This window comes from Streptomyces sp. NPDC016845 (assembly GCF_044332585.1).
GTDB lineage: Bacteria > Actinomycetota > Actinomycetes > Streptomycetales > Streptomycetaceae > Streptomyces.
Window position 1 is genome coordinate 31,205 of record NZ_JBIRPI010000025.1, and the last position, 25,464, is coordinate 56,668.

General features: G+C 68.6%; 23 protein-coding genes and 3 pseudogenes. 16 read left to right on the forward strand and 10 right to left on the reverse strand.

The features are described from left to right. Window positions 1-337: 337 nt before the first annotated feature. Window positions 338-3,772 carry a DNRLRE domain-containing protein gene (locus tag ACH4RC_RS36280; RefSeq protein ID WP_398208443.1) on the forward strand — a complete coding sequence of 1,145 codons (3,435 nt, stop codon included), beginning with the start codon at window positions 338-340 and terminating at the stop codon, window positions 3,770-3,772. A 597-nt stretch (window positions 3,773-4,369) separates the two neighbouring features. After that, on the forward strand, window positions 4,370-4,825 hold the full coding sequence (locus ACH4RC_RS36285) for a hypothetical protein (protein WP_398208445.1): 456 nt from the start codon (window positions 4,370-4,372) through the stop codon (window positions 4,823-4,825). Between the two features lie 7 nt (window positions 4,826-4,832). On the opposite strand, the pseudogene ACH4RC_RS36290 reads toward ACH4RC_RS36285, so the two are convergent. The 4 genes and pseudogenes from ACH4RC_RS36290 to ACH4RC_RS36305 form a co-directional block, all read right to left on the reverse strand. Next, window positions 4,833-5,117: pseudogene (locus ACH4RC_RS36290) on the reverse strand (transposase); the annotation flags it as partial. Window positions 5,118-5,212: 95 nt separating this feature from the next. After that, a protein-coding gene (locus ACH4RC_RS36295; protein ID WP_398208446.1) for an IS3 family transposase occupies window positions 5,213-6,444 on the reverse strand; the annotation gives its coding sequence in 2 pieces (ribosomal slippage) (window positions 5,213-6,123 and window positions 6,123-6,444; 1,233 coding nt in all). Between the two features lie 661 nt (window positions 6,445-7,105). Further along, window positions 7,106-7,717 (reverse strand): hypothetical protein, encoded by a 612-nt coding sequence (locus tag ACH4RC_RS36300; RefSeq protein WP_398208447.1) that lies wholly within the window; start codon window positions 7,715-7,717, stop codon window positions 7,106-7,108. A gap of 177 nt (window positions 7,718-7,894) precedes the next feature. After that, on the reverse strand, window positions 7,895-8,386 hold the full coding sequence (locus tag ACH4RC_RS36305) for an NUDIX hydrolase (protein WP_398208448.1): 492 nt from the start codon (window positions 8,384-8,386) through the stop codon (window positions 7,895-7,897). On the opposite strand from ACH4RC_RS36305, the pseudogene ACH4RC_RS36310 reads away from it, so the two are divergent. Together ACH4RC_RS36310 and ACH4RC_RS36315 are read left to right on the forward strand one after the other, a co-directional pair. Beyond that, a pseudogene (locus tag ACH4RC_RS36310) lies at window positions 8,378-8,693 on the forward strand (transposase); the annotation flags it as partial. The gene ACH4RC_RS36305 and the pseudogene ACH4RC_RS36310 overlap by 9 nt on opposite strands. A gap of 474 nt (window positions 8,694-9,167) precedes the next feature. Beyond that, window positions 9,168-10,103, forward strand: coding sequence for a helix-turn-helix domain-containing protein (locus ACH4RC_RS36315; protein ID WP_398208450.1), 936 nt, complete (start codon window positions 9,168-9,170; stop codon window positions 10,101-10,103). Here ACH4RC_RS36315 and ACH4RC_RS36320 read toward each other — a convergent pair. After that, the gene (locus ACH4RC_RS36320) at window positions 10,090-10,647 is read right to left on the reverse strand and encodes a hypothetical protein (RefSeq protein WP_398208451.1); all 558 of its coding nucleotides are present in this window, start codon (window positions 10,645-10,647) and stop codon (window positions 10,090-10,092) included. The two genes, ACH4RC_RS36315 and ACH4RC_RS36320, sit on opposite strands and share 14 nt — an antisense overlap. A gap of 311 nt (window positions 10,648-10,958) precedes the next feature. On the opposite strand from ACH4RC_RS36320, the gene ACH4RC_RS36325 reads away from it, so the two are divergent. From ACH4RC_RS36325 to ACH4RC_RS36335, 3 genes are all read left to right on the forward strand, one after another. Beyond that, window positions 10,959-11,462 carry a hypothetical protein gene (locus tag ACH4RC_RS36325; protein WP_398208452.1) on the forward strand — a complete coding sequence of 168 codons (504 nt, stop codon included), beginning with the start codon at window positions 10,959-10,961 and terminating at the stop codon, window positions 11,460-11,462. A 293-nt stretch (window positions 11,463-11,755) separates the two neighbouring features. Continuing rightward, entirely contained in the window at window positions 11,756-12,370 is a 615-nt protein-coding gene (locus ACH4RC_RS36330; RefSeq protein ID WP_398208454.1) for a hypothetical protein, read from the forward strand. Window positions 12,371-12,451: 81 nt separating this feature from the next. Then, window positions 12,452-12,940 carry a VOC family protein gene (locus ACH4RC_RS36335; protein ID WP_398208456.1) on the forward strand — a complete coding sequence of 163 codons (489 nt, stop codon included), beginning with the start codon at window positions 12,452-12,454 and terminating at the stop codon, window positions 12,938-12,940. A gap of 58 nt (window positions 12,941-12,998) precedes the next feature. Here the strand turns inward: ACH4RC_RS36335 and ACH4RC_RS36340 are convergent, their stop codons facing one another. The 3 genes from ACH4RC_RS36340 to ACH4RC_RS36350 form a co-directional block, all read right to left on the reverse strand. Continuing rightward, a complete protein-coding gene (locus tag ACH4RC_RS36340; protein WP_398208458.1) occupies window positions 12,999-13,928 on the reverse strand; it encodes a glutaminase in 930 nt (309 codons plus the stop codon). A gap of 481 nt (window positions 13,929-14,409) precedes the next feature. Then, the gene (locus ACH4RC_RS36345) at window positions 14,410-14,949 is read right to left on the reverse strand and encodes a kinase (protein ID WP_398208460.1); all 540 of its coding nucleotides are present in this window, start codon (window positions 14,947-14,949) and stop codon (window positions 14,410-14,412) included. A 128-nt stretch (window positions 14,950-15,077) separates the two neighbouring features. Further along, window positions 15,078-15,836, reverse strand: a complete 759-nt coding sequence (locus tag ACH4RC_RS36350) for an SDR family NAD(P)-dependent oxidoreductase (RefSeq protein WP_398208462.1) — start codon at window positions 15,834-15,836, stop codon at window positions 15,078-15,080. 149 nt (window positions 15,837-15,985) lie between these two features. On the opposite strand from ACH4RC_RS36350, the gene ACH4RC_RS36355 reads away from it, so the two are divergent. The 3 genes from ACH4RC_RS36355 (at window position 15,986) to ACH4RC_RS36365 (ending at window position 17,630) form a co-directional block, all read left to right on the forward strand. Continuing rightward, the gene (locus ACH4RC_RS36355) at window positions 15,986-16,633 is read left to right on the forward strand and encodes a TetR/AcrR family transcriptional regulator (RefSeq protein WP_398208463.1); all 648 of its coding nucleotides are present in this window, start codon (window positions 15,986-15,988) and stop codon (window positions 16,631-16,633) included. A gap of 299 nt (window positions 16,634-16,932) precedes the next feature. Continuing rightward, a complete protein-coding gene (locus ACH4RC_RS36360; protein ID WP_398208465.1) occupies window positions 16,933-17,136 on the forward strand; it encodes a cold-shock protein in 204 nt (67 codons plus the stop codon). 272 nt (window positions 17,137-17,408) lie between these two features. Then, window positions 17,409-17,630, forward strand: coding sequence for a hypothetical protein (locus ACH4RC_RS36365; protein WP_398208466.1), 222 nt, complete (start codon window positions 17,409-17,411; stop codon window positions 17,628-17,630). A gap of 154 nt (window positions 17,631-17,784) precedes the next feature. Here ACH4RC_RS36365 and ACH4RC_RS36370 read toward each other — a convergent pair whose 3' ends face one another. Continuing rightward, complete coding sequence (locus ACH4RC_RS36370; protein WP_398208468.1) at window positions 17,785-18,669, reverse strand: helix-turn-helix transcriptional regulator; 885 nt, start codon at window positions 18,667-18,669, stop codon at window positions 17,785-17,787. A gap of 155 nt (window positions 18,670-18,824) precedes the next feature. On the opposite strand from ACH4RC_RS36370, the gene ACH4RC_RS36375 reads away from it, so the two are divergent. The 6 genes and pseudogenes from ACH4RC_RS36375 to ACH4RC_RS36400 all read left to right on the forward strand — a co-directional run bounded on the left by ACH4RC_RS36375 (window position 18,825) and on the right by ACH4RC_RS36400 (window position 24,376). Next, entirely contained in the window at window positions 18,825-19,619 is a 795-nt protein-coding gene (locus ACH4RC_RS36375) for an SDR family oxidoreductase (protein ID WP_398208469.1), read from the forward strand. Between the two features lie 241 nt (window positions 19,620-19,860). Beyond that, window positions 19,861-20,598, forward strand: a complete 738-nt coding sequence (locus ACH4RC_RS36380) for a hypothetical protein (protein WP_398208470.1) — start codon at window positions 19,861-19,863, stop codon at window positions 20,596-20,598. A gap of 81 nt (window positions 20,599-20,679) precedes the next feature. Continuing rightward, window positions 20,680-20,962, forward strand: a pseudogene (locus ACH4RC_RS36385) (thioredoxin family protein); the annotation flags it as partial. Window positions 20,963-21,057: 95 nt separating this feature from the next. Then, window positions 21,058-21,321 (forward strand): UBP-type zinc finger domain-containing protein, encoded by a 264-nt coding sequence (locus ACH4RC_RS36390; RefSeq protein ID WP_398208472.1) that lies wholly within the window; start codon window positions 21,058-21,060, stop codon window positions 21,319-21,321. Beyond that, window positions 21,321-23,081 carry an FAD-dependent oxidoreductase gene (locus ACH4RC_RS36395; RefSeq protein ID WP_398208473.1) on the forward strand — a complete coding sequence of 587 codons (1,761 nt, stop codon included), beginning with the start codon at window positions 21,321-21,323 and terminating at the stop codon, window positions 23,079-23,081. Before ACH4RC_RS36390 ends, ACH4RC_RS36395 begins: the two co-directional genes overlap by 1 nt. A gap of 206 nt (window positions 23,082-23,287) precedes the next feature. After that, window positions 23,288-24,376, forward strand: coding sequence for a hypothetical protein (locus tag ACH4RC_RS36400; protein WP_398208474.1), 1,089 nt, complete (start codon window positions 23,288-23,290; stop codon window positions 24,374-24,376). 63 nt (window positions 24,377-24,439) lie between these two features. Here the strand turns inward: ACH4RC_RS36400 and ACH4RC_RS36405 are convergent, their stop codons facing one another. After that, the gene (locus ACH4RC_RS36405; protein ID WP_398208475.1) at window positions 24,440-25,354 is read right to left on the reverse strand and encodes an FUSC family protein; all 915 of its coding nucleotides are present in this window, start codon (window positions 25,352-25,354) and stop codon (window positions 24,440-24,442) included. Window positions 25,355-25,464: the final 110 nt, after the last annotated feature.

The window sequence follows — 25,464 nt, forward strand, 5'->3', positions numbered from 1 at the left end:
TAAAAGCTGCCCCTAAGTGGGGACTTCGTACCCGTATGAGCCCCCTCCCGGCTCCTTGCAGTCACACCAGCTCCGGCGGAACGCGCACCCGGTCGGGCGACAGGCCGCCCGACCCGAGGTGCGGGAGCGAGGATTCACAGGGTGACGACAGGCGGCTCATGAGTCATCATCAGCTCGCCCTGCCATGCCCGCGCCCCCGTACGGAACGGTCCGCTTTGCCATGGCCGGCCACATCGTTCCGGAGGAGCCCGTACGCGTTGATCTGTCGCGCCGGGCATGGGGAAAGGGACCTCTCACGATGCCAACCAATCAGTTTCGCATACCCGGACGGCGCCCCATGGCGTTCGCCCTGGCCGCGGCGATCGCAGCGACCGGCATCGGTTATGCCGGCCTCAACAGCTCCGACGAACGGCAGCAGGCCGAGCCGCGGCGGGCGAAGGCGGTCGCGGAGAGCACCGCCTTCACCCAGGCCGCCCGTACAGGCAAGCAGGTCGAGGTCACCGCAGAGCGCACCGACCACTCGACCACCTGGGCCCGTCCCGACGGACAACTCGCCACGCGAGTCCACGCCGCGCCGATCCGGGTCCGCAAGGACGGCGAATGGCGCGCGATCGACACGGATCTGCGGCGGAGCGAAGCCGGGTGGGAGACCACGGCCACCAGCGCCCGGGTGGTGTTCTCCGCGGGCTCAGGCGAGCGGAGCCCGCAGCGCGCCTCCCGAGCCGGGGCGCAGCGTGTGTCACTGGTGAAGGACGCTCCCGCTGCAACCGCAGCGGGAGCGAGCGAGCTTGTCACGCTCTATGTGGGCGATGCCGGTGAGTACGCCATCCAGGTCACCTGGCCGGGACCGGTCCCCGCTCCCGTCATCGACGGCTCCCGGGCCCTGTACCCGGAGATCTTTCCCGGTGCGGACCTGGTGCTCACAGCGGACAACGACGGCTTCGCCCAGATCCTCGTCCTGAAGAACCGGGCAGCCGCGGCCAACCCACTGGTGCAGAAACTCAGCTACGGCATCAGCTCCGAAGACCTGACCTTCCGCCTCGACCCGCTGTCCGGCGTCCTCACCGCCCAGACCTCTTACGGCGACGACGTGGCCAGCTCCGGAACCCCCCTGATGTGGGACTCCACCGGCCAGCCCGCCGTCACCGACGGACAGGCCGGAGCCACCGCCCAGCCGACCGGCTCGGAAAGCCCCGAGCCCAGCAACTCGGAGTCCTGGACACCGGAAGCGGTGCCGACCGAGGAGGCGACGAACGACACCGAGTCGGACGAGCAGACCGACCCGGAATCCGAAGCCCCGAGCCTTCCGACACCCACCGACGGCCCCGAAGTCATCCCCTCGGAGACCGCCACACCCACCGCTCCCGCCGAACCCACCCCCGGCCCGTCCCAGACGGGATCGGCCGCGACCCTCTCGCTCCCGCTGCTCGACGGGCCGTCACCGGAATCCCTGGGCAACACCGTGGAGTCCGACCTTTCCGGCGCCAACTGGGTCATCACCCCGGACCCGGACTTCCTCAACGCCCCGGAAACCACCTACCCGGTCTTCGTGGACCCGTCCGTCACCAAGCACATGGACAACTGGACGACCGCCTACAGCCGGCACCCCCACGCCACCTTCTACAACGGCAAGGGCTTCAACAAGGGCGGCACCCACGAGGCCCGCGTCGGCTTCGAGTCCGACACCTGGGGCACCTCCCGCTCCTTCTTCAACATGGACTTCGACAGAAACCTCAAGGGAGCGAAGATCACCAGCGCCAGGCTGCGCCTCCTGGAGACCTACTCCTGGTCCTGCAGCTCCCGGTCGATGAGCGTCCACGTCACCGGAGCGATCAGCAAGAAGACCAACTGGAAGAACGCCCCGAAACTCACCGACGGCAACAGGCTCCAGACGCGCAGCTTCGCGCACGGCTACAAAACCGGCTGCCGCGACGCCTACGAAACCTTCGACGTGAAGAAGGCCGCCCAGAACTACGCCGACCTCGGCCGCTCCGAGATCACCTTCGGCCTGCGCGCCCGGGACGAGAAGTCGCAGTACTCCTGGAAGAAGTTCCAGGCCAACGGCGACAACGGCCCAGCGCTCGAACTGGTCTACAACCGTCGCCCTTCGTCTCCCACCAACCTCGACCTGTCCCCCGACGCCAAGTGCACCACCACCGCGCCGTACGCGCGCATGGGCGCAGGCAGTGTCACCTTCACCGCGCGAGGCAAGGACAAGGACAGCAACCTCGACTACCTCGACTTCGACCTGTGGCCGACCGGCAAGTGGGGCACCACCGGCGACATGCTCGGCTCCACGGGCAAGGTGTCCACCGGCGGTGACGGCAGCGACGCCCTGCGCTCCACGCCCGCCTTCTCCACCAGCAAACTGACCAACGGCACCCTCTACTCCTGGCGGGTGCGCAGCGTCGATGACAAGGGCGCCACGTCCGGCTACTCGCCGGCGAAGACACCCTGCCGATTCGTCCTGGACACCACCGCACCCAAACGTCCCAAGGTCACCTCCACCGACTTCCCCGACGCCGACGGCTCGGAGAACGGTTTCGGCAATGATGCCGAGGACGCCAACTGGTCGAAGCTGAAGTTCGGGACGGCGGGCTCCTTCACCGTCTACGCCCGCTCCACCGACACCGTCCGTTTCGAGTACGGCTTCAACGCAGCCAACTACACCTTCTCCAAGAGCCGTACCGCCGGGACCCCGGTCACCACCGCGACGGCCATCACCGGCGCCAAACCCCCGACAGCCGGCCCCAACGTCCTCTACATCCGTGCCGTCGACGCTGCCGGCAACCCCTCCGAACCAACCCTGTACTTCTTCTACGTCAGCCCGCGTGACGAAGCCGACAGCCCCGGCGACTTCACCGGCGACGACCTCGCCGACCTCATGGTCGTGACCGCGGCGGGCGATCTCGCCCTCTACCCGTCCCAGGCCGCACCCGACCTGGCCCGCGCCAGCGGTGACCTCGACTACTCCATGTCCGGCGCCTACCGCGCCAATCCCGCCAAGGATCCGAACTCCGAGGACGATCTGCCCCCCTTCGTCGCCGCCCCCTCCGGACACTTCAAGGGCGCCCTGATCACGCACAACGGTGACATCTACGGTGGTGACGGCCTCCAGGACCTCGTGGTGAGGGTCGGCGGGAAGCTCTGGGTCTACCCCGGCGACGGCTACGGCGCGGTAAACGTCGACAAACGCAGGGAGATCCTCCTTCCGGCCGGCGCCCCGTCACCTGCGTCCATGGACCAGATCATGGCGGCCGGTGACATCACCGGCGACGGCAAGACCGACTTCCTCGCCCGCGCCGGCACGGAACTGTGGGCTCTGATCGGCTACCACGGGGCCACGATCAGCAGCGCGACCCGGCTGACCGCGACGCTCTGGGACGAGCGGGACATCGTCACCGTCGGAGACGTGACCGGCGACAAAGTCGCCGACATGATCTACCGGACCGACTCCTACGCCACGCTCCGCCTCCGCAAGGGCATCGCCGACGCCTCCGGCAAGGGTGTCGACCTGAACTCGCTCACCACCGGGGCCAACTCCGCAGGCGGCGCGGACATCGCCTACGCCGGCAGCGGCTGGTCCCGCGCCTCCATCCCGCACATCCTCGGCACCCCCGACGTCACCGGCGACTCCGTCCCCGACGTCTGGACCGTCCGCGCAGACGGATCGGTCCGGGTGTACGCCGGAAAAACCGACGAACTGCCCGGCGCAGGAACCGAAATCATCACCGCCCGCTCGTACTGGAAGAACCGCACCGCCATCGGATGACACACCGACGCCAGGGGCGCCCGGACCGCTCACTTCAGGCAGCGGTCCGGGCGCGCCCGGCAAGGACACGTCGAGGCGGGCCGGGGGTCCTGGTCAGGCACGCGAGCCGCGCGGCGGGCTTTCAGGACGCCGGAGGCGGCCCTACCGAGCCGCGGAGCGGTCCGGAACCTGGAGGCCGATCCCGGGGCACCGTGTGGCTCCGTGGCGCCGTGCCAGGAACCCCCACCCTGAAAGAATGGTCGGGCGTCGCTGCGCCCTCTGCTGCAGCTCGCCCCGTGGGGCACACTGCCGATCGGCGTCCTTGCCGTCGGTCGCGCACCGAGGAGGCCGACGCCATGTGTCTGACGTCCAGGAGGTGGTTCTGCGTCGGGCTCTATATCGCTACTGCGGACGGCGTGGCGGCGCCACGGAACTCTGCAATGCGTCGCTCGTCACTCGACGCCACAGAGAAAACAATGAGAGACACCCGTTGTGGAAGGTGAGGATCTGATGGGTAATACGCAAGCTTACCCGGTGTATCGGTCGGCTGATGTGGCAAGCATCGTTTCTGTCGCTTCCTCTCTTGTTCGCTGTGGAGATACCCATGAGGAGCATACGGTGGGCCTCGATGCCGAACTCCAGGAAGTTCGCGATGTCATGAGGGCCCGCGAACTCTTTCCCGAGGCGGTGTACACCCATCAGCGTTCCGACTTCCGGGGAGTCGAACTGCCTGTTGATTCAGCAGTGTTGGCTGGACTGCTGCCGATTGCACTCGCCGCGGAAGAGGACCTGAAGGGGGACGTGCTCGCCAGGGCTGTAGAGGTGCTGCGGCCGGCGGTGTGGGGCCAGCTTGCCTGGATGGGTCTCAGCTGGCCGGCCGTGCCGGAACTCAACCTCGGGCCGGAGTACGCACGCACGGGCGTTCAGGCATGCTTCAACACCGACGCCAACTTGGAACCGGCGACAGGCCATACGGTCTACGTCCACGTCTACCCAGATGACGAAGACAGAGCGCGGCACCTTGCCCGCATGATCGGAAAGGACGTTGTCGGCCCGCCTGAACACGGCTGGTGAGGTTCTGTTACTGACGTTGTCGCTGTGATGTCGTCAAGGTGAGTCCCGTTTCTGCGAAACACCCGTTGATGAGCTTGCTGCGGTACTGGATCTGGCGGAGACCACGTCGGAGCGTGCTGATGAGGTGGTCTGGATCGGTGAAGGCGGTGTTGGCCTGACTGCTGCGCCGCAGCAAAGACCAGATGCCCTCCACGGGGTTGAGGTCGGGTGCGTAGGCGGGCAGGAAGTAGCAGGTGATCCAGTCGTGCGTGTCGATGAACTCCCGTAGTCGGCGGTCCTTGTGCACGTTGAGGATGCTCCTATGTTGCGTCAAGCGGCAGAAGGCGACACAACGTGGGGTGACGGAGGTTGGGCCTTGTCCCTTGTGGGTGGACACCATTCGCGTTGTTATGCGGCAAGTGTCAGGGTAGTCGACTGCTCCTCGTAGACGACCGGGGCTTGCTGTCCGTTGGCCGAGTGCCGTCGGCGGGTGTTGTAGCGAGCGATCCACCGGAAGACGGCCAGCCGGCAGATACGGGCGCCGTCGAAGCGGCGGGCGCCCTGGAGCGTTTCGCGCTTGAGGGCCGCGTTGAAGGACTCGGCGAGGGCGTTGTCCGCCGACGTGCCCACCGCGCCCGTCGACTGGACCACGCCCAACTCGGCGCACAGGGCCGCGAAATCACGCGATTTGTACTGCGCTCCATGATCGCTGTGGAACACCGCTCCGGCCAGGCTGCCGCGGGTGGCTGCGGCGGCCCGGAGAGCGGCACTGACCAGCGAGGTGCGCATGTGGTCGGCGACGGACCAGCCGACCAGGCGGCGCGAGAAGCAGTCGATGACGGTGGCCAGATACAAAAACTCGCCGTCGCCTACCGGCAGATACGTGATGTCTCCGACGTACCTGGTGTTCGGTACTGCGGCGGTGAAGTCGCGCCGCAGCAAGTCCGGCAGGGCCGCGGCGGACGGTTCGGGCACCGTGGTGACATGGCGCCTGCGCAGCCGCAGTCCGGCGATGCCATGCGCGCGCATCACCCGCCCGACGCGTTTGTGGTTGACGCGGATGCCTGCCTCGCGCAGTTCGGCCGTGATGCGGGGTCGGCCCCAGGTGCCGTCCCAGTCCGCGTGCACCGCCCGGATCCGCCCGGCCAGCACGGCATCGTCTCGCTCACGGGCAGCCCGCGCCGCGCGGCCGGCCCGCCACTTGTAGAAGCTGGAACGGGCCACCTCCAGCACCTGACACAACCGCTGCACGCCCCAGGCGTGGTGGTGGTCCTCGATGAAGCGGCAGCGGTTCACCAGTTCATCTCGGCGGCGAAAAACTTCGTCGCCTTGCGCAGGATGTCCCGCTCGACCGCGAGCTTCTCCTTCTCCTTGCGCACCTGCTTCAGCTCTGCGCGCAAGGCCGCGATCTCGGCCTCCATCTGCTGCTTCGTGGCCTCGCCCACCGGGATGTCCTTCGTGTTGCCGTTGCTCGTGCCGCGCTCCTCGCGGCGGGCCCGTTCGGCCCGTACCCAGTTGCGCAGCGTCTCGCGGCTGATCCCCAGGTCCGTGCCGATGCCCTCGAAGGTGTGGCCCGGATCCGACAGGTACAGCACGACCGCGTCCGCCTTGAACTCGGACGAGTAGACCTTCATCCCCATAAAAGATGCCTCCTAGCCAGCCCCTGGCGGGGCCGGAATCAGAGGTGTCCACCACTCGGGGACAGGCCCCAGGTGATGACCTGGACGGTGAAGCCGTCGTCCATGCCATCAATGAAGGGGTTTGCGGCGAAGGGGTAATCGTCACACTGCTTGCCGCCGGGAGTTGGCCCCCAGTGGCGCTTGCACTGCTTGACCGCCGCGGCGCGCCTCTCGGCCCAGTGCTGTTGACGGTGCGGTGCAGCGGGTCCGAGGCCGACTGTCCCGGGACCTTCTTCGCCGCCAAGTACGGCTTGGTGTCATCGGGCACGAAGAACGCCTGACGGATGTACGCGGCCTCGGACCTCTCCGGCGCACCGGTTCGGTCTTGAGCTGGGCGAAGGTGCGGCGGGTGGAGGGAGGATCTCCGCCACGGGTGTACCGGACGGCGGCGGCGCCGGCCAGCTTTGCGGGAGGTTGCCCTTGAGGGTGGCGGCGCCGGTGTCGCCGGTCGTTTCGAAGTCGGTGAAGATGTACTGGAAGGTGATGGTGCGGCTGTTGGCCGGATCGTGCCGACTGCCCGAAGTCATGTGAACCGGATCAAGATGCTCAAGCACCAGACGTTCGGCCGCGCTGGATTCGACCTCCTCCGGAAGCGGGATCTGCTCTATCAGTAAGGCGCAGGTCAGGAGTCTTCCTCGACGAGGCCGAACCCCGCGGGGAAGCCCTCGAGGAATTCGCGGCGCGATGGATCCGGCTCCTCCTCGGCCATCGAATGCAGCAGGTCGATGAGCTCGATTCGTTGATCACTCGACAACTGCGTCACCAGGTAGGCAACGCCCTCCAAGACCTTGACCGCGTCATCCTGATTCATCTGATCGTCTTCGCACCCCTCAACGAACCAGAGGACATCGACCAAAGCCTCCGCCAGAGCACGAGTCAGCGACGAGTACGCAGACATGGATAAGGTCTCCCAATAAGCGGCCGACAGAGCGAGATAATCCCAGCACATGCCACTGACATCACTGTCGGTGAGGCGGCCACACGAAAGTGGACCAGAGACGCAGTTAATCAACAGAGCCACGCTCTCCTGCCGGCCGGAAGCGGTGACCTGGGTGTAGAGGACATGGGCTGGATGGTGGCCGGCGTGGGTGTGCCACTCCAGTTGCGTACAGTCCCCGTCGACGGCGGGCTGGCACAGACGGCGGCTCAGGGCAGCTCCCACTCCGGTGCCACGTACGGCTTCGCGATCGACGTACAGCTCCGTGCAGCACAGCCAGCGGGAGGCGCCTACCACCGCCTCACCCAGGCGGGCGGCTGGCTGCGACTGGCCGCCACCCCCGAGGCGGTCGCCCGCGCCCTCACCTTCGTCGGCCGGGACCCCGGGGGGGCTGGGTCTTCCGGTGAGAGGCCGCCCCGCTGGTCCCACAAGGGACTGGTCCACGCTTCCGATCTGGTGGGGTGGAGCCGGTTCTCAGGCTCCGCCGGGCAAAGACTGAGAGAAAACGTACTGGGCTGCAGGCTCGCCCGACACGGCAGCGGCGATGCGTCGGCACATGTCGTCCGACATCGCAGGCAGGTCGTCCAGCGGGAACCACTCGATGGCTATGTTCTCGCCGTCGGCGGGGTGCGGAACGCCGGAGTGCCAGGCACAGCGGAACACCAGGTCGAGGTACTGCGTCTGGTCCCCGTTGTCATAGACGACAGGGTCCGTGACGTGCACCATCGCCAGTCGCTCCGGAACCGCCACGATGCCGGTCTCCTCCAGCACCTCCCGGGCCGCGGCATCCGCCGGCTGCTCTCCCGGGTCGATGATCCCCGTCACCGCCGTCCACGTGCCGTTGTCTGACCGCTTCGCCAACAGGACCTCATCGTCCCTGATGACGACGGCAGTCACGCCTGACAGCCACAGCGGATCGCTTCCGATTTTCTTGCGCAGCGCGAGGATGAAGTCGGGTGTCGCCATCACGTCACGGTATCGCCCATGTGCCCCAGCCCGTCGGCCGGCATCCGCACCACCTTCGCGCAACCCACCGCCGCGGCCGTCCGCACCCAGCTGAACGTGGTCGCCGACATGCTCCGACGGCAGTTCCCGCAGGTGAAGAAGGTGCTGCAGGAGTCGGCACCGGACATCACGGCATTCGCGGACTTCCCCGCAGCTCACTGGAAGGGCCTGATTGACCACCCCGCTGGAACGGCTCAACCGGGAGATCAAACGCAGGGGCGACGTCGTCCAAGCCTCCCCCAACCCCACCGCATTGAACCGGCTCGCCGCCTGTTCCAGGCCGAGCGGGCCCCTGCTCAGCTCTGTAGCGGTGCTGCGTCAGCACGTGCGCACTGGCGTGGCGGTCACGTCCAGCCAGGTTTTACCGCGCTCAGCGGCTGGTCGGCTCGGGTGACGGAACGGTGGCGGCGTGGTGAAGGAGGCACTCAGGGACTGGAGTACGCCCGTGGGCCCGGTGCGGAAGGTGCCGGGATGCGAACCGGCAGCGTAAGCGGAGGCGCGGTTCGGGCGGACGGAGGAGAGCTTGAAAGCGTCGCCCGCGGGCTCCCGCATGGCGCGGACATGGGACACGCCCGGACGAACCTGCCATGCTCGCAGCTACACGAGCAAAGCGGCACGAAGCCGCCGCGTCCGAAGAACTGACCCCTCTTCGCGCCCCTCTGTACTCCCCATCACCGCAATCGGAATCACCGCAATCGGAGCCGGCAGCGCCTGCCCGACGCCACAGAAGGTGAGACGACCCATGCCGTCCGGCACACCCCCCTTATCCCGCGCTCTGGCCAGTGACGCCTGCCCCCATGGCACGTGGGAGGTGGTGCGCGCCCTGCCTCATCCACGGCTCCGTCCGGGAGTCCTCGGGTACCGGGGTTACCGCATGGACCTCGCACACGGGCGCCGTCGGCTGGAACTCCCGGACGGCTGCGTCTCCCTGGTGTTCAATCTCGCCGACCCGGTCTGGGTGACGCTCGGCACGCGCCATGATGCCCCCGCCCTCCCCTACACGACGCTGCTCTCCGGCCTCCAGACCCGGCCCACGTTCGGCGAACACGCGGGCCGGATGGAGGGTGTGGAGGTGCTTCTCGCGCCCTGGGAGGCGTTCGGCATCCTCGGCCATCCCATGGCTGATCTGGCCGACCGGATGACCGACCCCGCCGCGCTCCTCGGCGCGAGGGCCGACCTGTTGGCCGAGGCCCTCCACGAGGCGACCGGATGGCCCGCGCGCTTCGCCCTGCTGGACGACACCCTGCACACGTGGGCCGAGGCGACCCCGGCCCGTGCCGCCGACCCTCTGCGCCACGCGTGGAGCGAACTCCTGCGCAGCGGTGGCGGCCTCCCGGTCGGGGAACTGGCGCTCCGCAGCGGGCGCGGTACCCGGCGCCTTGAGTACCTCTTCCGGGAGCAGATCGGCCTGACGCCCAAGACCGCGGCGCGCGTGCTGCGCTTCCGGCACGCAGTGCGACTGATCGGCCGGAGCGCCCAGCCTCTCGTCGACGTGGCCGCTGCTTGCGGGTTCAGCGATCAGGCCCATATGAACCGGGATTTCACGGCCATGAGCGGGCGTTCGCCCCTCAGGTTCCGCAGGGAACGGGCCGCCTCCCCGCCCGGGCCGGCCTGGGTCGACCGGGTCACCGGGCAGGTCACCAGCGTCGTACTGCCGGACAGCGTCAGTCGATCTTGATGGAGCTGACCCGGTCGTTCCAGCCGCTGCGCATCGAGTTCTCGATGTGGTTCGGGCCGGTGTTGCCGGGGTACCAGTAGCCCCCGCCGCCCGTGTTCTCCGCCAGGTGCGCCGTGCAGGCGCCGGTCCAGTACGAGGACGTGGCGTCGTTGAAGTTGTAGGTGGTGAGGTTCTGCCAGTAGCCGCGGTCGTAGAACTTCAGGTTGCGGCCTCCCCTGTTGTTGTCCTGGTACAGATCCAGCGCCGTGGAACAGGCGGCGAGCAGCTGCTGCGAGGAGGCCGTGCTGAGCAACTGCTGGGCGCGCGCCTCCTGTTCGGCCTTCGTGCGGAAGCATTCCGCGACGCCGCGGCCCTTCCAGACCATGCAGACCTTGGCCGCACCCCAGTCGCCGGACAGGTCCAGGGTCCGGCCCTCGAACGAGGCGTACCGGGTCGTGGCGTCCGCGGCGGGCGCGCCGACCGCTCCGGCCGGGGCGGTGAGGAGGGCGGAAGTCGCGAGCGTTCCCGCTGCCACCAGGCCGAACGTCGCCTTGCGCGTATTCAACACAGGTGCGTCCCTTCACGAGTGGTCGCCCGGCGGCTGCCGGACCGGCCCCATCCTGGAACCCCCTCGGCCCCCGGTTCTTGAACAAACGCGCACCGCGCATCGTCCCGTGGGGCCCAGCTTCCAGTCCCGCGCGGACTCTCGCCGTTGCCGCGTCCACTTCAGCGCTCCGTACAAGAACGGCTATCGCGGAATCGCGGTGGACGCCGAACTCCCTTGACCTGATGGCCACTTAACACCGCGAGCGCATCGGCCCACACTGTGACGCGCAAGCACCTCGCTGTTCCGACAACGAACGCGGAGGATCAAGCATGGTCTTACGTCACAAGGTAGCGGGACTCATCGCAGGGGTGAGCCTGGTCGTCGGCGGGCTCCTGGCCACCACGCCGGCCCAGGCCGCCCCGGCCGTCGACCGGGCAGTGGGCACCACCACGCAGAGCGTCCGCACATCTGCGGCCGGCGCAGAACACGAGATCGGGGTGCCGGCCACAGCGCCGACGATCAGCCCCGCCGCGAGGAACGTCCGCTACGTCAGCGGCGGAAGCTACAGTTGCGATTACGGTTATCTGTGCGCGCGCGTCTGGGATCCGACCCGCGGCCAGTACAAGGTGTTCGACCTGTACTACTGCAACACCTATTCGCTGTCCTACTGGGGTTCCGGCGGGGACGGCGGCGGCTTCTTCAACAACCAGACCACCGGCACCGTAGCCACGTTCTACAACTCGGCCGGGGGCATCTACCACTCCTCCACCGCCTATGCCGTCGCTCCGACCTGGTTCAGCTGGGACCCGGTCTGGAAGATCAAGAACTGCTGACAGGGCCACATGCGCGGCGCGGCGTCACGTCCTGACACCCGTCGGGGTTGCATGGCTGGGGGCCGGGCCATGCAACCCTTGCCGGCCGGCTCCAAGGAACGGATCCGGCCGGCGCGCGAGGCGAAGGACCTCGATGACCTGGCGCAGGAGGAGCTGGCCCAGTCCTGATCGTCCCCCGGGCGAAGAGCGACGAAGCGCTGCAGGAGATCATGGAGCACGGCGGTGGGTGACACACGGCTTTGGACGGATACTCCCGTCGGCGGGACACTCCGAGGATGAGAAGAACGGCGCTCTTGGACGCACCGGGTCTGGGCAAGCTGGCGGCCGCGCTCGGGTGCCTCGCCCTCCTGTCGACGGCGGGCCGAATCGCTCTGCTGAACATCGGCCGACCGGGTGACACGCCCACCGAAACGGGCAAGTGGCTGTTGCAGATCGCGTCGGTGTTCGCCGGAACGGGCGTTATCAGTTCAGTGCTCAGGCAAGCCGACATCACCCGCAATGAGCGGGAGGCCTGGGCACACTTGCTGCGGGAACTGATCACCGCGCAAGACAAGGTCCAACTGGCGATCCGCCTCCTGTCGGCACATGCCACCGCCAAGACGTACTTCGAGCAGATACGGCAGCTCAGCGAGGTTCGCGAGGTGCTGCGCCGCATCACCTCCTCACCGCAGGTCCATGAGGACGCGGCGCTGCGCGGAGCGCTGGCGCGTATGCGCGAGGACTTGACACTTCTGGTGCGCGAGTACGAGGTGCATCATCTTCCGTTGGCCCGGCAGCAGAGGCTCGATGAGGAGTACCTCACCCAGAGGCTCAAGTCCTTGGTGCGGACAGGCTCGCAGCTGTCGCCGTCGATACCGCACAGCTTGACGGAGCCGCTGCCCGCCTGGCAGATGCTGAACGATCCGTAGGAGTTTCCGCTCCTGAACGCTTTCCGGCACGGTTACAGGTCCAGTGACTTCCGTGTCGCGTACGAGATCGCCAAGCCGATCATGGAGCGCCACTCCGGTATCCGGCGCCATCCGAAACACGAGACCCGGATCGATCTGTTCGGTGAGGAAGCGAAAAGTCTGGGCAAGGCGCGGGTGGCGGCGAAGCTTCCCGCCGAGGACTTGGCCCGAGCTGAACGGTTCTACGCGGAGTGCCTCGGCCTGACTCCGATCGAGAGGCGGTCCGACGGCTTGTTGTACCGGTGCGCGGGTGCGGAGTTCTCGGTGGTCAGGATCTCCGTCCCGAGAACCGCGGAAGCGCCGCCCCGTACCTCCCCGCAGATGGTCTGGGAAGTCGACGACATCGAGAGCGCCGTCGCACGGCTTGTGGGGCGTGGCGTGGTGTTCGACGAGGAGTCGTCATCGGACGGCGGCACCGGAATCGTCGAGGTCGGCAGGGGTTTCCCCGGCGCGGGGGCACACGGCGCCCGCCTTGCCTGCTTCCGTGACAGCGAGGGCAACGTGCTCGCTCTGCATTCTCCTGTGTTGTGAAGCGGTCGGCCGGTGGTGCCCGCGCATCAAGCGCACGGGCGTGCGCGCTGTCGGGTGTTCAGAAGACCGACAGACCCGTGAGCGTCGTGAAGCGGTCGAGGGCTGATACGCCCGCCACCGAGTTGCCGCGCCGGTCCAGGCCGGGGCTCCACACGCACAGGGTGCACACCCCGGGTACGACGGCGATGATCCCTCCGCCGACGCCGCTCTTGCCCGGTAGGCCCACGCGATACGCGAACTCCCCGGCCGCGTCGTACGTGCCGCACGTGAGCATGACCGCGTTGACCTGCTTGGCCTGGCTGGGGGTCAGAAGGGCGGAACCGTCCTCGCGCACACCGCGCCGGGCCAGGAAGCTCGCGCCGAGCGCCAGGTCCGCGCAGGACGCCTCGATGGAGCACTGCCGGAAGTAGGCGGCCAGCAGGCCGGGGACCGGGTTGGCGATCGTGCCGTAGGACGCCATGAAGTGGGCCAGCGCCGCATTCCGGTCGCCGTGGGCCGCCTCGGAAGCGGCGATCTCCGGTACGAAGTCGATGGCCGGGTTGCCGCTTTCGGCGCGCAGGAGGTCACGTACCTGCCCGGCCGCGTCGCCGGTCAGCGACTGCAACCGGTCGGTGACCACCAGGGCGCCGGCGTTGATGAACGGGTTGCGGGGGACGCCGTTCTCGTACTCCAGCTGGACCAGCGAGTTGAAGGGGTTGCCCGAAGGCTCGCGGCCCAGGTTGCGCCAGATTTGTTCGCCCTCCAGGGAGAGCGCCAGGGCCAGGGCGAAGACCTTCGTGATGGACTGCGTCGAGAACGGCGTACGCCAGTCGCCGACGCCGTAGACGGTTCCGTCCGGTTCGGCGACCGCCATGCCGAACCGCCGGATGTCGGCCCCGGCGAGCCCTGGAATGTAGTCGGCGGGGCATCCGCGTTCGCGGAGTTCGGCGGTCTCCTTCTCGATGCGGTTCAGCACCGCCCCGAAGCGTCCGGTCCCGACCGCGGTCACTGTGTCCGTCCGATGGTGATCACGTCGACTCCTGTGGTGTCCGGCACCGGCTTGTCGTCAGGCAGCCATGCTCAGCGTTTGCGGTCGGCACCCTCTGGGTCGGGCGCGTGCACCATGATCACATGATCGCTGACTCGGCGATGGCCGTCTCGGAACGGGCTGGCCACACCCCGCGCGACGCCACTCGATCGGGCCGCAGGAAGGCCTTCCGGATACCCGTCATGGGGGATGGGGCGATGGATCACTGGATCGGGCTGGACGAGCCGGCCCAGCTGCCGCGCTTCCGGCGGGTCCCAGTGGTACCGCCGGGAACGCACCGGCCGACGCATCACTGTCCTCCAGGCTGCGATACCCATCGACCGCCTCCCCGGTCCCCCGGCTCCACCGCCGACGCGGTGGCCACACATGCCAGACCCCCGGCAGGGACCCCCTGGCGTCGGCGCGCGTGCCCGGGCCCCCACGACGCAGGCCCAGTTGCCCCCTAGCGGTCGATTGGAAGCACCTCGTCCAAGCCGCTGTCGCGGAGGATCCGCCGGACGGTGTCGTTGAGGGTGCTGTCCGTGCCGATGACGGTCTCCAAACCGTCGGGGAGCAGGTCCTTCTCCCGGTACCAGTCGCTCAGATGGTCAGGCGTGACCTCCCGCAGGTAGGTGGCGTCGTGCTTCGTCGCATGCCGCAGCAGCGTCTCCTCGTACGGCACGTCAAGGTAGTAGCAGCGCGATACGCCCCTGTGGGCGTGCACCAGCTCTTGGATCATGGTGCCGTAGCGGTCGGCGTACAGAATGCCTTCGACGACGACGTGGAAGCCGTTGTCCAGGGCGTAGCGGGCGGTGAGGTCGATCAGGCCGATATTGGCGCCGCCGGGCCGGTCGCGTTCGCGCAGCACGGTGCGGCGGAGGTTGTCCTGGCCGACGATGGCGAGGTTGCGGCCGAAGCTCTCGCGCAGCCCGGCCGCGACGGAGGACTTGCCCGAAGCGCTGTTGCCGCGGATCACGATCAGGCGCGTGTCGTCAGTTCCCACGGTCCAGCGTAAGCGGTACGAGCCGACGCCAGGGTGGACCGTGCGGAACCGGGCGGGATTGAGCCTCGTGTTGCCGGGCTCGCGGGAGCTACGAGCGAGGGAAGCGAGCCGAGCCCTACAAGGGGTCTCTACAGCAGGGCGCCACCGGACACTTCGAGACGCTGGGCTGTGACCCATCGCAGGTCCTCGGAGGCGAGCGCGGCGATGGCGTCGGCGATCTCCTGTGGTTCGCCGACGCGGCCGAGCGCGGTCTGCGCGCCCAAGGTCTCGCGCATCTGCGCGTCGTCCCGCATGGCGCCGCCGTTGAAGTCGGTGGCGGTCGGCCCCGGCGCGATGGCGTTGACGCGGATCCCGCGCGCCCCCAGCTCCACGGCCAAGGTTCGGCTGAGGACCTCGACGGCCGCCTTGGAGGCCGCGTACACCGAAGTGCCGGCGCTGGTGTGGCGGCTGAGGGACGAGGAAACGTTGATGATCCGCCCCCCGTCGGCCAGCACGGGCGAGAGCGCCTGGATGAGGAAGAACGTGCCGCGCACGTTGGTGTCCATCACGGCGTCGTAGTCGTCGACCGTGACGGCTTCCAGCGGTCCGAACAGGCCGATCCCGGCGTTGTTGACCAGGACGTCCAGCCGGGTCGCGTCCCAGCGCTCCAGCTGCGCGGCCAGGTCGGAGACGACGGCGGGAAAGGAGGCCACGTCGCTGATGTCCAGGCGCAGCGCGGCGGCCGTGGCGCCGGTTTCCTGGACGCTCCTGACCGTCTCCTCGGCCTCCTGCGCGTCGCCGCGGTGGGTGACGATGACGCGCATTCCGTGCCGGGCCAGCGACTGGGCCGTGGCCCGGCCCAGCCCACGGTTGCCGCCGGTGACCAGTGCGATCTTGCCTGACTCCATGCGTGTTTCTCCATACGGGAACGGAAGGATGCCGGCGGGGGCGCTCCCCTCACCCGGATGCGAGTCGACCGACTCGCCTTCCTGGCTACGTAAACATCCACACAGAGGCGAGTCAAGTGACTCGCCTCGCAAGGGGGCATAGTGGGCCCATGACCGCAGGACTCTCCGCGCACCACCAACAACTCGCTCGGCGCAAACGCGAAGCGATCACCGCAGCGGCCACGAAGCTGTTCCTGGAACGGGGCTACCACGGAACCTCGCTGGCGAAGATCGCGCAGGAAGCGGCCGTCTCGAAGTCCACGCTGTTCAAGCAGTTCCCCACCAAAGCAGCGCTTTTCGAAGCCATCGTCACCGAGTACTGGACGGGCGGGCCGGACCCGGCGGCGCCCGCGACGCACCCCGGCGACCTGCGCGCGGGCCTGCGCGCGATCGGCCGCCGTTACGCCGACCTGATGGGCCGGCCCGCAATGGCGACTCTCTTCCGCATCGTCATCGCCGAACTGCCGCGCTTCCCGGAACTGGGACGGGCCCAGTTCGAGCTGGGGAAGCTGCCCTACTTCATCTCCGTACAGCACTATCTGGAGGCCGAGCACGCCGCGGGCACTGCGGTGGTACCCGACGCCCAGAGCGCCACCAACCAGTTCCTCGGAATGATCGCCAACTACGTCCTGTGGCCGCGGATGCTGCTCGCCGACTGGAACCCCGCACCCGCCGACGTCGGCCACACCGTCGAGGAGGCCGTCACGACGATGCTCGCCCGCTACGGCCGCGGCGCCGACGACCCTCAGCACTCCTGAGGGGCCCGTCCGCCCCCGTGAGGCGCGGATTCCTGCGCCGCGTTCCAGGGAGCCGCCCCCGGCCGGTGCGGCGGCGCACCCCGACAGTTTCCGGACACGCCCGCATCCCGGACTAGCTGTACGTAGCTTTCACAGCGCTGCACCGTGTAGCGTCCGTGTCAGCAGTCGTGGTTCCGAAGTACCGCCCGTGGACCTCACGTTCACGGGCAGTTTGCTGTCCAGAGTCTCTGAGGACCAGGACGACCACCTCCGGCTCCCGCACCGTGCGGGAGCCGCCTTCTAGTCCCCTTGGAGGACACATGGCCACCGGTACCGTCAAGTGGTTCAACGCGGAAAAGGGCTTCGGCTTCATCGAGCAGGAGGGTGGCGGCCCGGACGTCTTCGCCCACTACTCGAACATCAACTCCTCCGGCTTCCGTGAGCTGCAGGAAGGCCAGAAGGTGAACTTCGACGTCACCCAGGGCCAGAAGGGCCCCCAGGCGGAGAACATCACCCCCGCCTGATCCAGCTCCGTGACGCCCGCCCCGGCCTGCCGAGGCGGGCGTCACGCGTGCCCAGACGCTTTTACATCCCCGGGCCACGCTGCCCACGCGCACGGGGAGAACGGCCGGTACGTCGACGCCGCTGCTGACGTCGCCGGGCGCCCCTGGGAACAGCCACATTGCTTTGGTCCAGACCATTGCTCTCCGGTCCAGCTGTACAGCAAGCTGCTCCCAAGCACCGGATCATCACGACCGGAGCGCTCGCCACCGGACAGGAAGGCAGCAACACACCCATGCGCACAACGATTTCGACCCTGAGCTTGGCCGGACTGCTGGCCGCGGCCGCCCTGCTGCTCGCCCCGTCCGCCCAGGCCACCGGGTACACCTATGTCGGCATGTACCCGAGCGCCGCCGCCTGCGACGCGGCGGGCAAGGATTATGTGGCCCGCGGCCAGGCGGTCAGCTACTTCTGCGACGTCACCCCCACCACCGCCCGCCTGTCCATCTGGTCCTGACCGGCCTCACCACCGCAGCACTGACACACCCGGCACTGCACCGGCCCGGCAGCCGTCACGGCGTCCGGGCCGACGCCTGTTTCGCCCGCGCCGAGTCTTCTCGGTGGTGACCACGACCAGGCTCGGCACGCTCCAGCGCGGCTCCGAGCCGTCGTCAGCGTTCGCATGCCGTCGAGCCGGTCCAGCTGGACAGGAGATCGAGTGCCTGGCGCTCGGGTGAATCGGACTCGGGCGAGTAGACGGTGATACGGAGCCCGGGGTCGGCGGGCAGGTCGAGGGCCTCGTAGGGCATGGCCAGGTCCCCGACGAGCGGGTGGTGGAGTCGCTTCACCCCGGAGTGGTGGAATCGCACGTCGTGCCTGGCCCACCGCCGGGCGAACTCGTCGCTCTTCGCCGAGAGTTCGCCGATCAGGTCGGTGAGGCCCTTGTCGTGCGGCGAGCGGCCGGTCTCGGTGCGCAGCAAGGCGACCGAGTCGTTGGCGGCCTTGTCCCACGCGGGCCAGAAATCGGCAGAGCCCGGATCGAGGAACAGGAACCGCGCGGTGTTGACCGGACCACGCTGCGAGAACAGCGGGGAGTCGTAGACCGGAGCGTACAAAGCCTGGCCGAGCGCGTTGGCGGCAAGGATGTCCAACCGCCCGTTGCGGATGTAGGCAGGCAGGTCGGTCATCGCGTCGAGCATCCGCAGAACCGCCGGTCGGATCCGCCCCGTGGCAACAGCCGGCTGACGCTGGGACGCAGTGGCCGTGCGGGCCAGGTCGTAGAGGTAGGCCCGCTCGGCGTCGTCGAACTGCAGTGCCTGGGACAAGGAGTCCAGCACCGAGTCCGAGGCGCCTCGCAAGTTCCCTCGCTCGAGGCGGATGTAGTAGTCGACGCTCATCCCGGCCAGCAGCGCCACCTCCTCCCGGCGCAACCCGGTCACGCGTCGGTTGCCGCCGAAGACGGGAAGCCCGGCCTGCTGGGGCGTGATGCGGGCACGACGGGTGCTGAGGAACTCCCGCACCCGGTCGACCTGCGCATGCCTGTCGCTGTCCGTCACCTCACCACCGTAGGTCGTGCGGCCGTGTGCTGGGAGGTACTGCCGTTACCCCGAAGAGCAGTCACTGCCACCAGCGCACGTCCACGGGTTTCCTCTCAGGGATCCAGCAAGGCGGAACGCCCTGCACAGCCCACAGCCCAAGAGGAAGTCGTCAAGTGGCAGACAACCGATTCACCACCCATGCGGAACGTTTCGATCTGGGGGGAAAGCGCGCGCTCGTCACCGGCGGCACCAGAGGCATCGGGTTGATGATCGCGCGTGGCCTCCTGCAGGCGGGTGTCCGCGTGGTCATCACCGCACGTGACCCCGATGCCTGCGCCCAGGCGCAGGAACAGCTGTCCGCATTCGGTGAGGTGCGGGCCGTCCCCGCCGATCTGTCCCGCCACGACGAGTGCCGACGGCTGTCGGACCTCGTCGCCCCCGGCTCGGAGCGCCTCGACATCCTCGTCAACAACGCGGGCACCATGTGGGACGAGCCGCTGGCGACGTTTCCGGACGCGGCCTGGGACACGGTCGTCGACCTCAACCTGAAGTCGCCGTTCTGGCTGGTCCAGGCGTTGCTGCCCGCACTGCGCCGGGCGGGCAGCGCCGATGACCCCGCGCGGATCATCAACATCGGCAGTATCGCGGCCATCCATATCCCGCAGCGGCCCAACTATTCGTACTCCAGCAGCAAGGCCGCGCTGCATCAACTCACCAGAGTCCTCGCCAAGGAACTGGGGCCGCAGCACGTCACCGTGAACGCCGTGGCACCGGGACCGTTCCCGTCGAAAATGATGGCCGCAACCCTCGATGAGCTCGGCGAAGCGATCGCGGCATCGGCCCCGCTACGGCGGATCGGCCGCGACGACGACATGGCGGGTGTCGCCGTGTTCCTCGCCAGCCGGGCAGGCGCGTACCTGACGGGCACCGTGATTCCCGTCGACGGCGGCATCGCCACCACCGCGTAGGGCGGGCCGCCTGGCGTCTGTCTCGAAGTCCCGGCGGGTCAGCCCGTGGCACCCGTCGGCCGCGCGGTCGGCGGGTGCCGCCACGACGGGGTCGGTACCCGTCCCTGCATACGGATGACGAGGTCCGAGCAAGGCGGCTGAAAGGCAGTCACGAGCTGCGTCTCTGGCCCCGGGAGCAGCCCGCAATGCCGGCCAGAGCGCCACAGGTCGGCGATGGTTCCGCGCCGGGGCTCCGGACATCGTGCCGCAGTGGTCACTGAACCAGGGCACCGGCATGTGGCGCTCCATCAAGATCGCGCTCGCGAACCTCGACTCGGGCAAGGCGGAGTTCCACGTGCACTACGCGACGGGCGCCTGCAACAGCCGGTCGGTGATGGTGCCGACGCGGATCGACATCTACCACACCAGCGAGCCCAACGGCACGTACGGGACCTGGGAGAACGCGCCCGACACGAACGACCTGATCCGCTCGGGCTTCGACCCCAGTGACCTGTTCGACTTCTACGACGACGCCATGGACGATCTGGGATACACCTCCGGCAGGGACCTGACGAACGAGGAGATGCACGAGTTCGCGCTCACCGCGCTCGGCAAGGACCGGGCCGACATGTCGTCCCAGGTCGACTACCACAGCAAGGTCTCCCGGGGCGAGGACCCCGGCGAGTCCACCGCGGGCACGCACGCGGAGGGGATGACCCGCACGACGATCCCGGCGGACAAGCGCAAGAAGCTGATCGAGCGGTACGTCACCCTGGGCCTGATCACCCAGACCGGGAGCGGCGACAACGCCGTCTACAAGCTGGGCAGCACTCCCCCGGCCTCTACGGACAGCGATTCGAGCTCCAGCAGCAGTTCCGACGCGGAGATGGCCGAGGCCTCGCAGGAGTCGCAGTCGCCGGGACAGCCGTTCCTCAGTCTCGATCTCGGCTCGCAGGGCAGCAGCAGCGATGACGACTACCAGGACGCCATGGAGCTCTAGGTGTGCAGGAGGCGTTGCACCCGGGTCTGCCCTCGCGGGCCTGTCCGGGGCGGCCCGCGTGCGGTAGGCCTGGCAGGTGGTCCGGTGCACAGCGATCTGGAGGCCACCGCATGCGCCTGAGGAGAGAAGACAGCCCGCGACAGGGCGCGCCCGCGACCTCGCCGGACGGATCAAGCTCGTCAAAGTGGACATCGACAAGAACCCCCGGCTCAGCCGGCGCTTCGAAGTGCAGGCTGTGCCGACCCTCCTCATCCTGAACAAGGGCGAGACGGTCGCCCGGCAGACCGGTACGGCACCCGCGCACGCCCTTCGCTCGTGGGTCGAGCAGGCGATGAAGGGCCTGCGAACCATTGCAGGAGAGTGAAGACAACGGCCCTCGGCCGTGGCGGTGCCGGGCTTGAGGAAGCCCCTCACGGACCGGCGCGGCCGATCGGGCCCATTCCCAGAAGGAGAACCCTCATGGCCACGATTCCCGACCCCCACCTGGCGATGGTGCGCCCGGTGACTCCGCGCACCCCCGGAGGCTGCGAGGAGTGCCTCAAAGAGAATTCCCCGTGGGTGCACCTGCGCCTCTGTCTGACCTGCGGGCACGTGGGGTGCTGTGACTCCTCCCCCAACAAGCACGCCCGACGGCACGCGGGGGCCGAGGGCCACCCCATCGTGCGGTCCTTCGAGCCGGGCGAGGACTGGCGCTGGTGCTTCGTCCACGAGGCCCTGGTCTGATGAGCACGACCGAGCACGAGGACGGTGCGGTCGGTGAGACACCCGACAGGTACGGAGCGTTCCCGCGCCTGGCGCCGGAGCAGCTGGAGGACTTGGCCGCACAAGGTGAACGCCGCAGGATCGCCGAGGGCGAGGTGCTGTACCGCGAGGGGCAGCCGATCCGCGAGTTCCTCGCGATCCTCAGCGGGGCCGTCGAAGTCGTCGACGATCTGGGCGGGCCCGACGAGCGGACGATCGCCGTGCACGGGCCCGGCAGGTTCCTCGGTGAACTCGGCCTCCTCGAAGGACAGGCGGCGTTCGACACCGCCGTGATGCGCCAGGCGGGAGAAATCCTCGCCGTCCCGGTGGAACGGCAGCGCGAGTTGGTCAGCCGCGACCCCGTCCTCGGCGACCTCGTCCTCCGCGCCTACCTGGGCCGCAGATATCTGCTCATCGGCCTCGGCGCGGGCTTCCGGATCCTTGGGTCGTGCTACTCACCGGACACGCTGCGGCTGCGGGAGTTCGCCGCACGCAACCGGCTGCCCCACCGCTGGATCGATTTGGAGAAGGACGAGGAGGCCGAGGCACTGCTGCGCCGGTTCGCCATCCGTACCGAGGAGACACCGGTGGTCCTCTGGGAGGGCGACAGGGTGCTGCGCAATCCGAGCAACGCCGAACTCGCCCGGCTCATCGGACTGCCCGCCCCCTCCCCCTCGTCCGACGCCGGACGGTGCGACGTACTGGTCGTCGGCGCGGGCCCCGCCGGACTCGCCGCCTCCGTGTACGGCGCTTCCGACGGCCTCACCACGGTCACCGTCGACGCGGTGGCCACCGGAGGCCAGGCCGCGACCTCGTCACGCATCGAGAACTACCTCGGCTTCCCGTCAGGCATCTCCGGGGGCGAGCTCATGGAACGCGCGGTGCTCCAGGCCCACAAGTTCGGTGCCCGTCTCATGGTCCCGGCGGAGGTCAGCGGGCTCACCCAGCAGGACGGTGAGTACGCCGTCACCTTCAAGGACGGGTCCCGGGCCCGGGCGGGCGCCGTGGTGCTCACCTCCGGCGTGTGGTACCGCAGGCTCGAAGTGCCCGGCCTCGACCGCCTGGAGGGCGTCAGCGTCTATTACGCGGCGACGGTCCACGAGGCCAGTCTCTGCCATGCGGATCCGGTCGCCGTGGTCGGCGGCGGGAACTCCGCCGGACAGGCGGCGCTGTTCCTCGCCCACCACGCGTCCAAGGTCCACCTCCTCGTCCGCGGCGGTGACCTCAACGCCGACATGTCGCGCTACCTGGTGGACCAGGTGGAGGAGCACCCCAAGATCGAGGTGCTGCTCCACACCGAAGTACGGGAAGCCAGTGGGAAGGACAAGCTGGAGTCGCTGACCGTGGAGGACAACACCAGCGGTGAGCGCCGCGAACTGCCTGCCACGGCGCTGTTCGTGTTCATCGGGGCCCGGCCGCACACCGACTGGCTCAAGGGCGTGCTGGCCCTGGACGAGAAGGGTTTCGTCCTCACCGGCGCCGACGCCCAGGTGGTCGCCGATGCGCGGCAGTGGGCCGCGCTGGGCCGTGGGCCGATGCTGCTCGAGACCACCCTTCCCGGGGTCTTCGCCGCCGGCGACGTCCGAAGCGGCTCCGTGAAGCGGGTGGCTTCGGCGACCGGTGAAGGCGCCATGGCGATCCGCCTCGTGCACGAGCACCGGGGAAGGAGGCGAGACCTGGCCACCGCCGGCTCCGAGGGACAGGGGCCCGCCGCGAGCGGGGCCGTGTCCCGGACGGAATGAACCGGGCAGGCGAGGAGAGTTGCCAGTCGGCCCGCCGTTCACGGTCGAGGAGCGGCCCACGCGGCCCATGAAGGTGCCCCGCGAGAACAGCGTGTCACCACGGCTCCGACTTCGCCCCGGGGCATCCTGTGAACCCCTGCGATCGCGGAGGGGAAGCCGAGGAGAATGGTCCGGTCGTGCGGGTGTCATCGCAGAGCGTCACGGTCGTGGCTCTCCTGGCGGATCCGGACGCGCCCACGGACATCGCGCGGCGCCTGACCCGGCTGCTTCCCGACCGGCTCGCCGAAAGAGCGGGCCAGGGCCGGCAGTTCGACGTCAGGGTGGTCAGCGAGCCGTTCACCTCGGGGAGCGAGGACCCGCCCACCTTGATGCGGCGGATCATGGAACGCGCAGGCAAGGAAAGTTGGGACATCGCCGTGGCCCTCACCGACCTTCCGCTGCACTCACACGGGCGCAAAGTCGTGGTGGATCTGAGTCACGAACACGGCTTGGCACTGTTCTCGCTCCCGTCTCTCGGGGGCTTGCGACTGCAGTCGAGGGCGCGGCGGGCCGTCGAGGAAGTCGTGCTCAGCCTGATGGACCCGCACCCCACGGGGGCACAGACGCTTCCGCAGAGTCAGCCGCCGCTCCTGAAACCTTTCGCCAGTCGCCTCACGGCTGTCCGTCCCGGCCCGGTCGGTGAGAGGGACACCGCCGACCTTCGCTACGTGGTCAGCGGGCCGCGCGGCTACCTGCGGGTGCTCATCGGTATGGTCCGCGCCAACCGGCCTTGGCGTTTGGTACCGAGTCTGTCGAAAGCCCTGGCGGCCGCGCTCGCCACAGGGGCCGTCGCCACCCTGGACTCCACCACCTGGAGCCTCTCCGAAGCCCTGGGCGCACCACGCCTCGTCGTCGCCATGGTCGGATCCATCGGACTCCTGGTCGGCTGGCTGATCGTGGACGGAGAACTCTGGCACCGAGCGCCGGAGGCATCGCCCGAGGCGAGGCAGAAAGCGCGGCTCTACAACACCTCGACAGTTCTGACCGTGGGTATCGGGGCGCTCGCCTGCTACGGGGGCTTGCTGGTCATCGACTTGGCGTGGGCGCAGTTCATCCTCGACGGCCGAGTGTTCGCCTCCACGACACGAACGCCGCTGAACGCCACGGAGTACCTGACGCTGTCCTGCTTCGTCTCTTCTGCCGCCACGGCGGGCGGCGCGCTCGGTTCAGGGTTCGAGAGCGACGAGGCGATCAGCGCAGCGACCTACTCCAAGCGCGAGAAGGAACGTCGCCGCATGCTTCAGGGTGAGCCTTGACCTTGATCCGTGATCCGTGATCCGTCATCCCGCGGGTCACTGCCGCGAGCAGCCGGCCCGCGGTCACAGGCGGGCGAAACCCCGCGACAGGGCGAGGGCGAGGGCGGCTCCGAGGGCGGTCATCCCTACGCGCTCCAGCGCGATGGGCACCGTGGCGTTCGCCCTGCCGCTGGAGAAGAGCAGCAGCACGGTAGGAGTCAGGAAAACGGCGTAGAGGAAGTCGTCGGGCAGTACGGCGTAGGCGACGGTCAGCACGGCACACACAGCCGCGAGAAGCAGACACACCTTCGGCGGGGCGACGACGGCCACCGCGACCGCGAGGAGCGCCCCCGTCGCGGTGCCGAGCGCCCGGTGCATGACGCGTCTGCCGGTTCGGCGGGCGCCGGGCACCAGGACCAGGCAGAGGGTCAGCACCGCCCAGTTCCCGCGTGGCAGGTCCAGCGCGCGGGTGACGACGATGAGCGCGGTGCACCCGGCGGCCAGTTCGACGGCGTGGACGATCGCCTCGCGGGTGGCCGCTGGCTCGGCGGTCAGACGCATGCGCACCAGCCCCGCCAGCACGATGACGACGGCCGCGCCCAGCCAATTGGCGATCGCCACCCGCCCGGGGGCATCGGGGGCCAGCGTCGCGTAGAGCACGATGTTCGACGGCAGGAGCGCCGCCGCGCCGACGCTGAGCCGGTTGACGTAGAACTGGGCCGCGCAGGCGGCGACGACCGCCGCGATCAGCAGCGGCGTGCTGCCGGCCACCCATGAGCCGACGGCCGCCGCGAGCCCGGCGGACAGGCCGACCAGGCATTGGCCGCTCAGGGAGAGCCGACCCACTGCCATGGTCATGAAGGTCATGCCGAGGTAGACGGCCAGCGCCGTCTCCCCCTCCAGCAGCCACCAGGCCAGCCCCACCGGCACCACGGCAAGCAGGACCAGAGCGGCGGACTTGGCCACCAGACGCGGCGGTGGCGCCCTGAATCGCATCATGAGGTCCAAAGATTCAGAGACAGGAAGATAAGAGGGTATAAAGCGATTAAGAGGTATTCCACCATGCGGCGGCACGGCAGAGCGCTTCCAGACACAAGACACACCGTGCG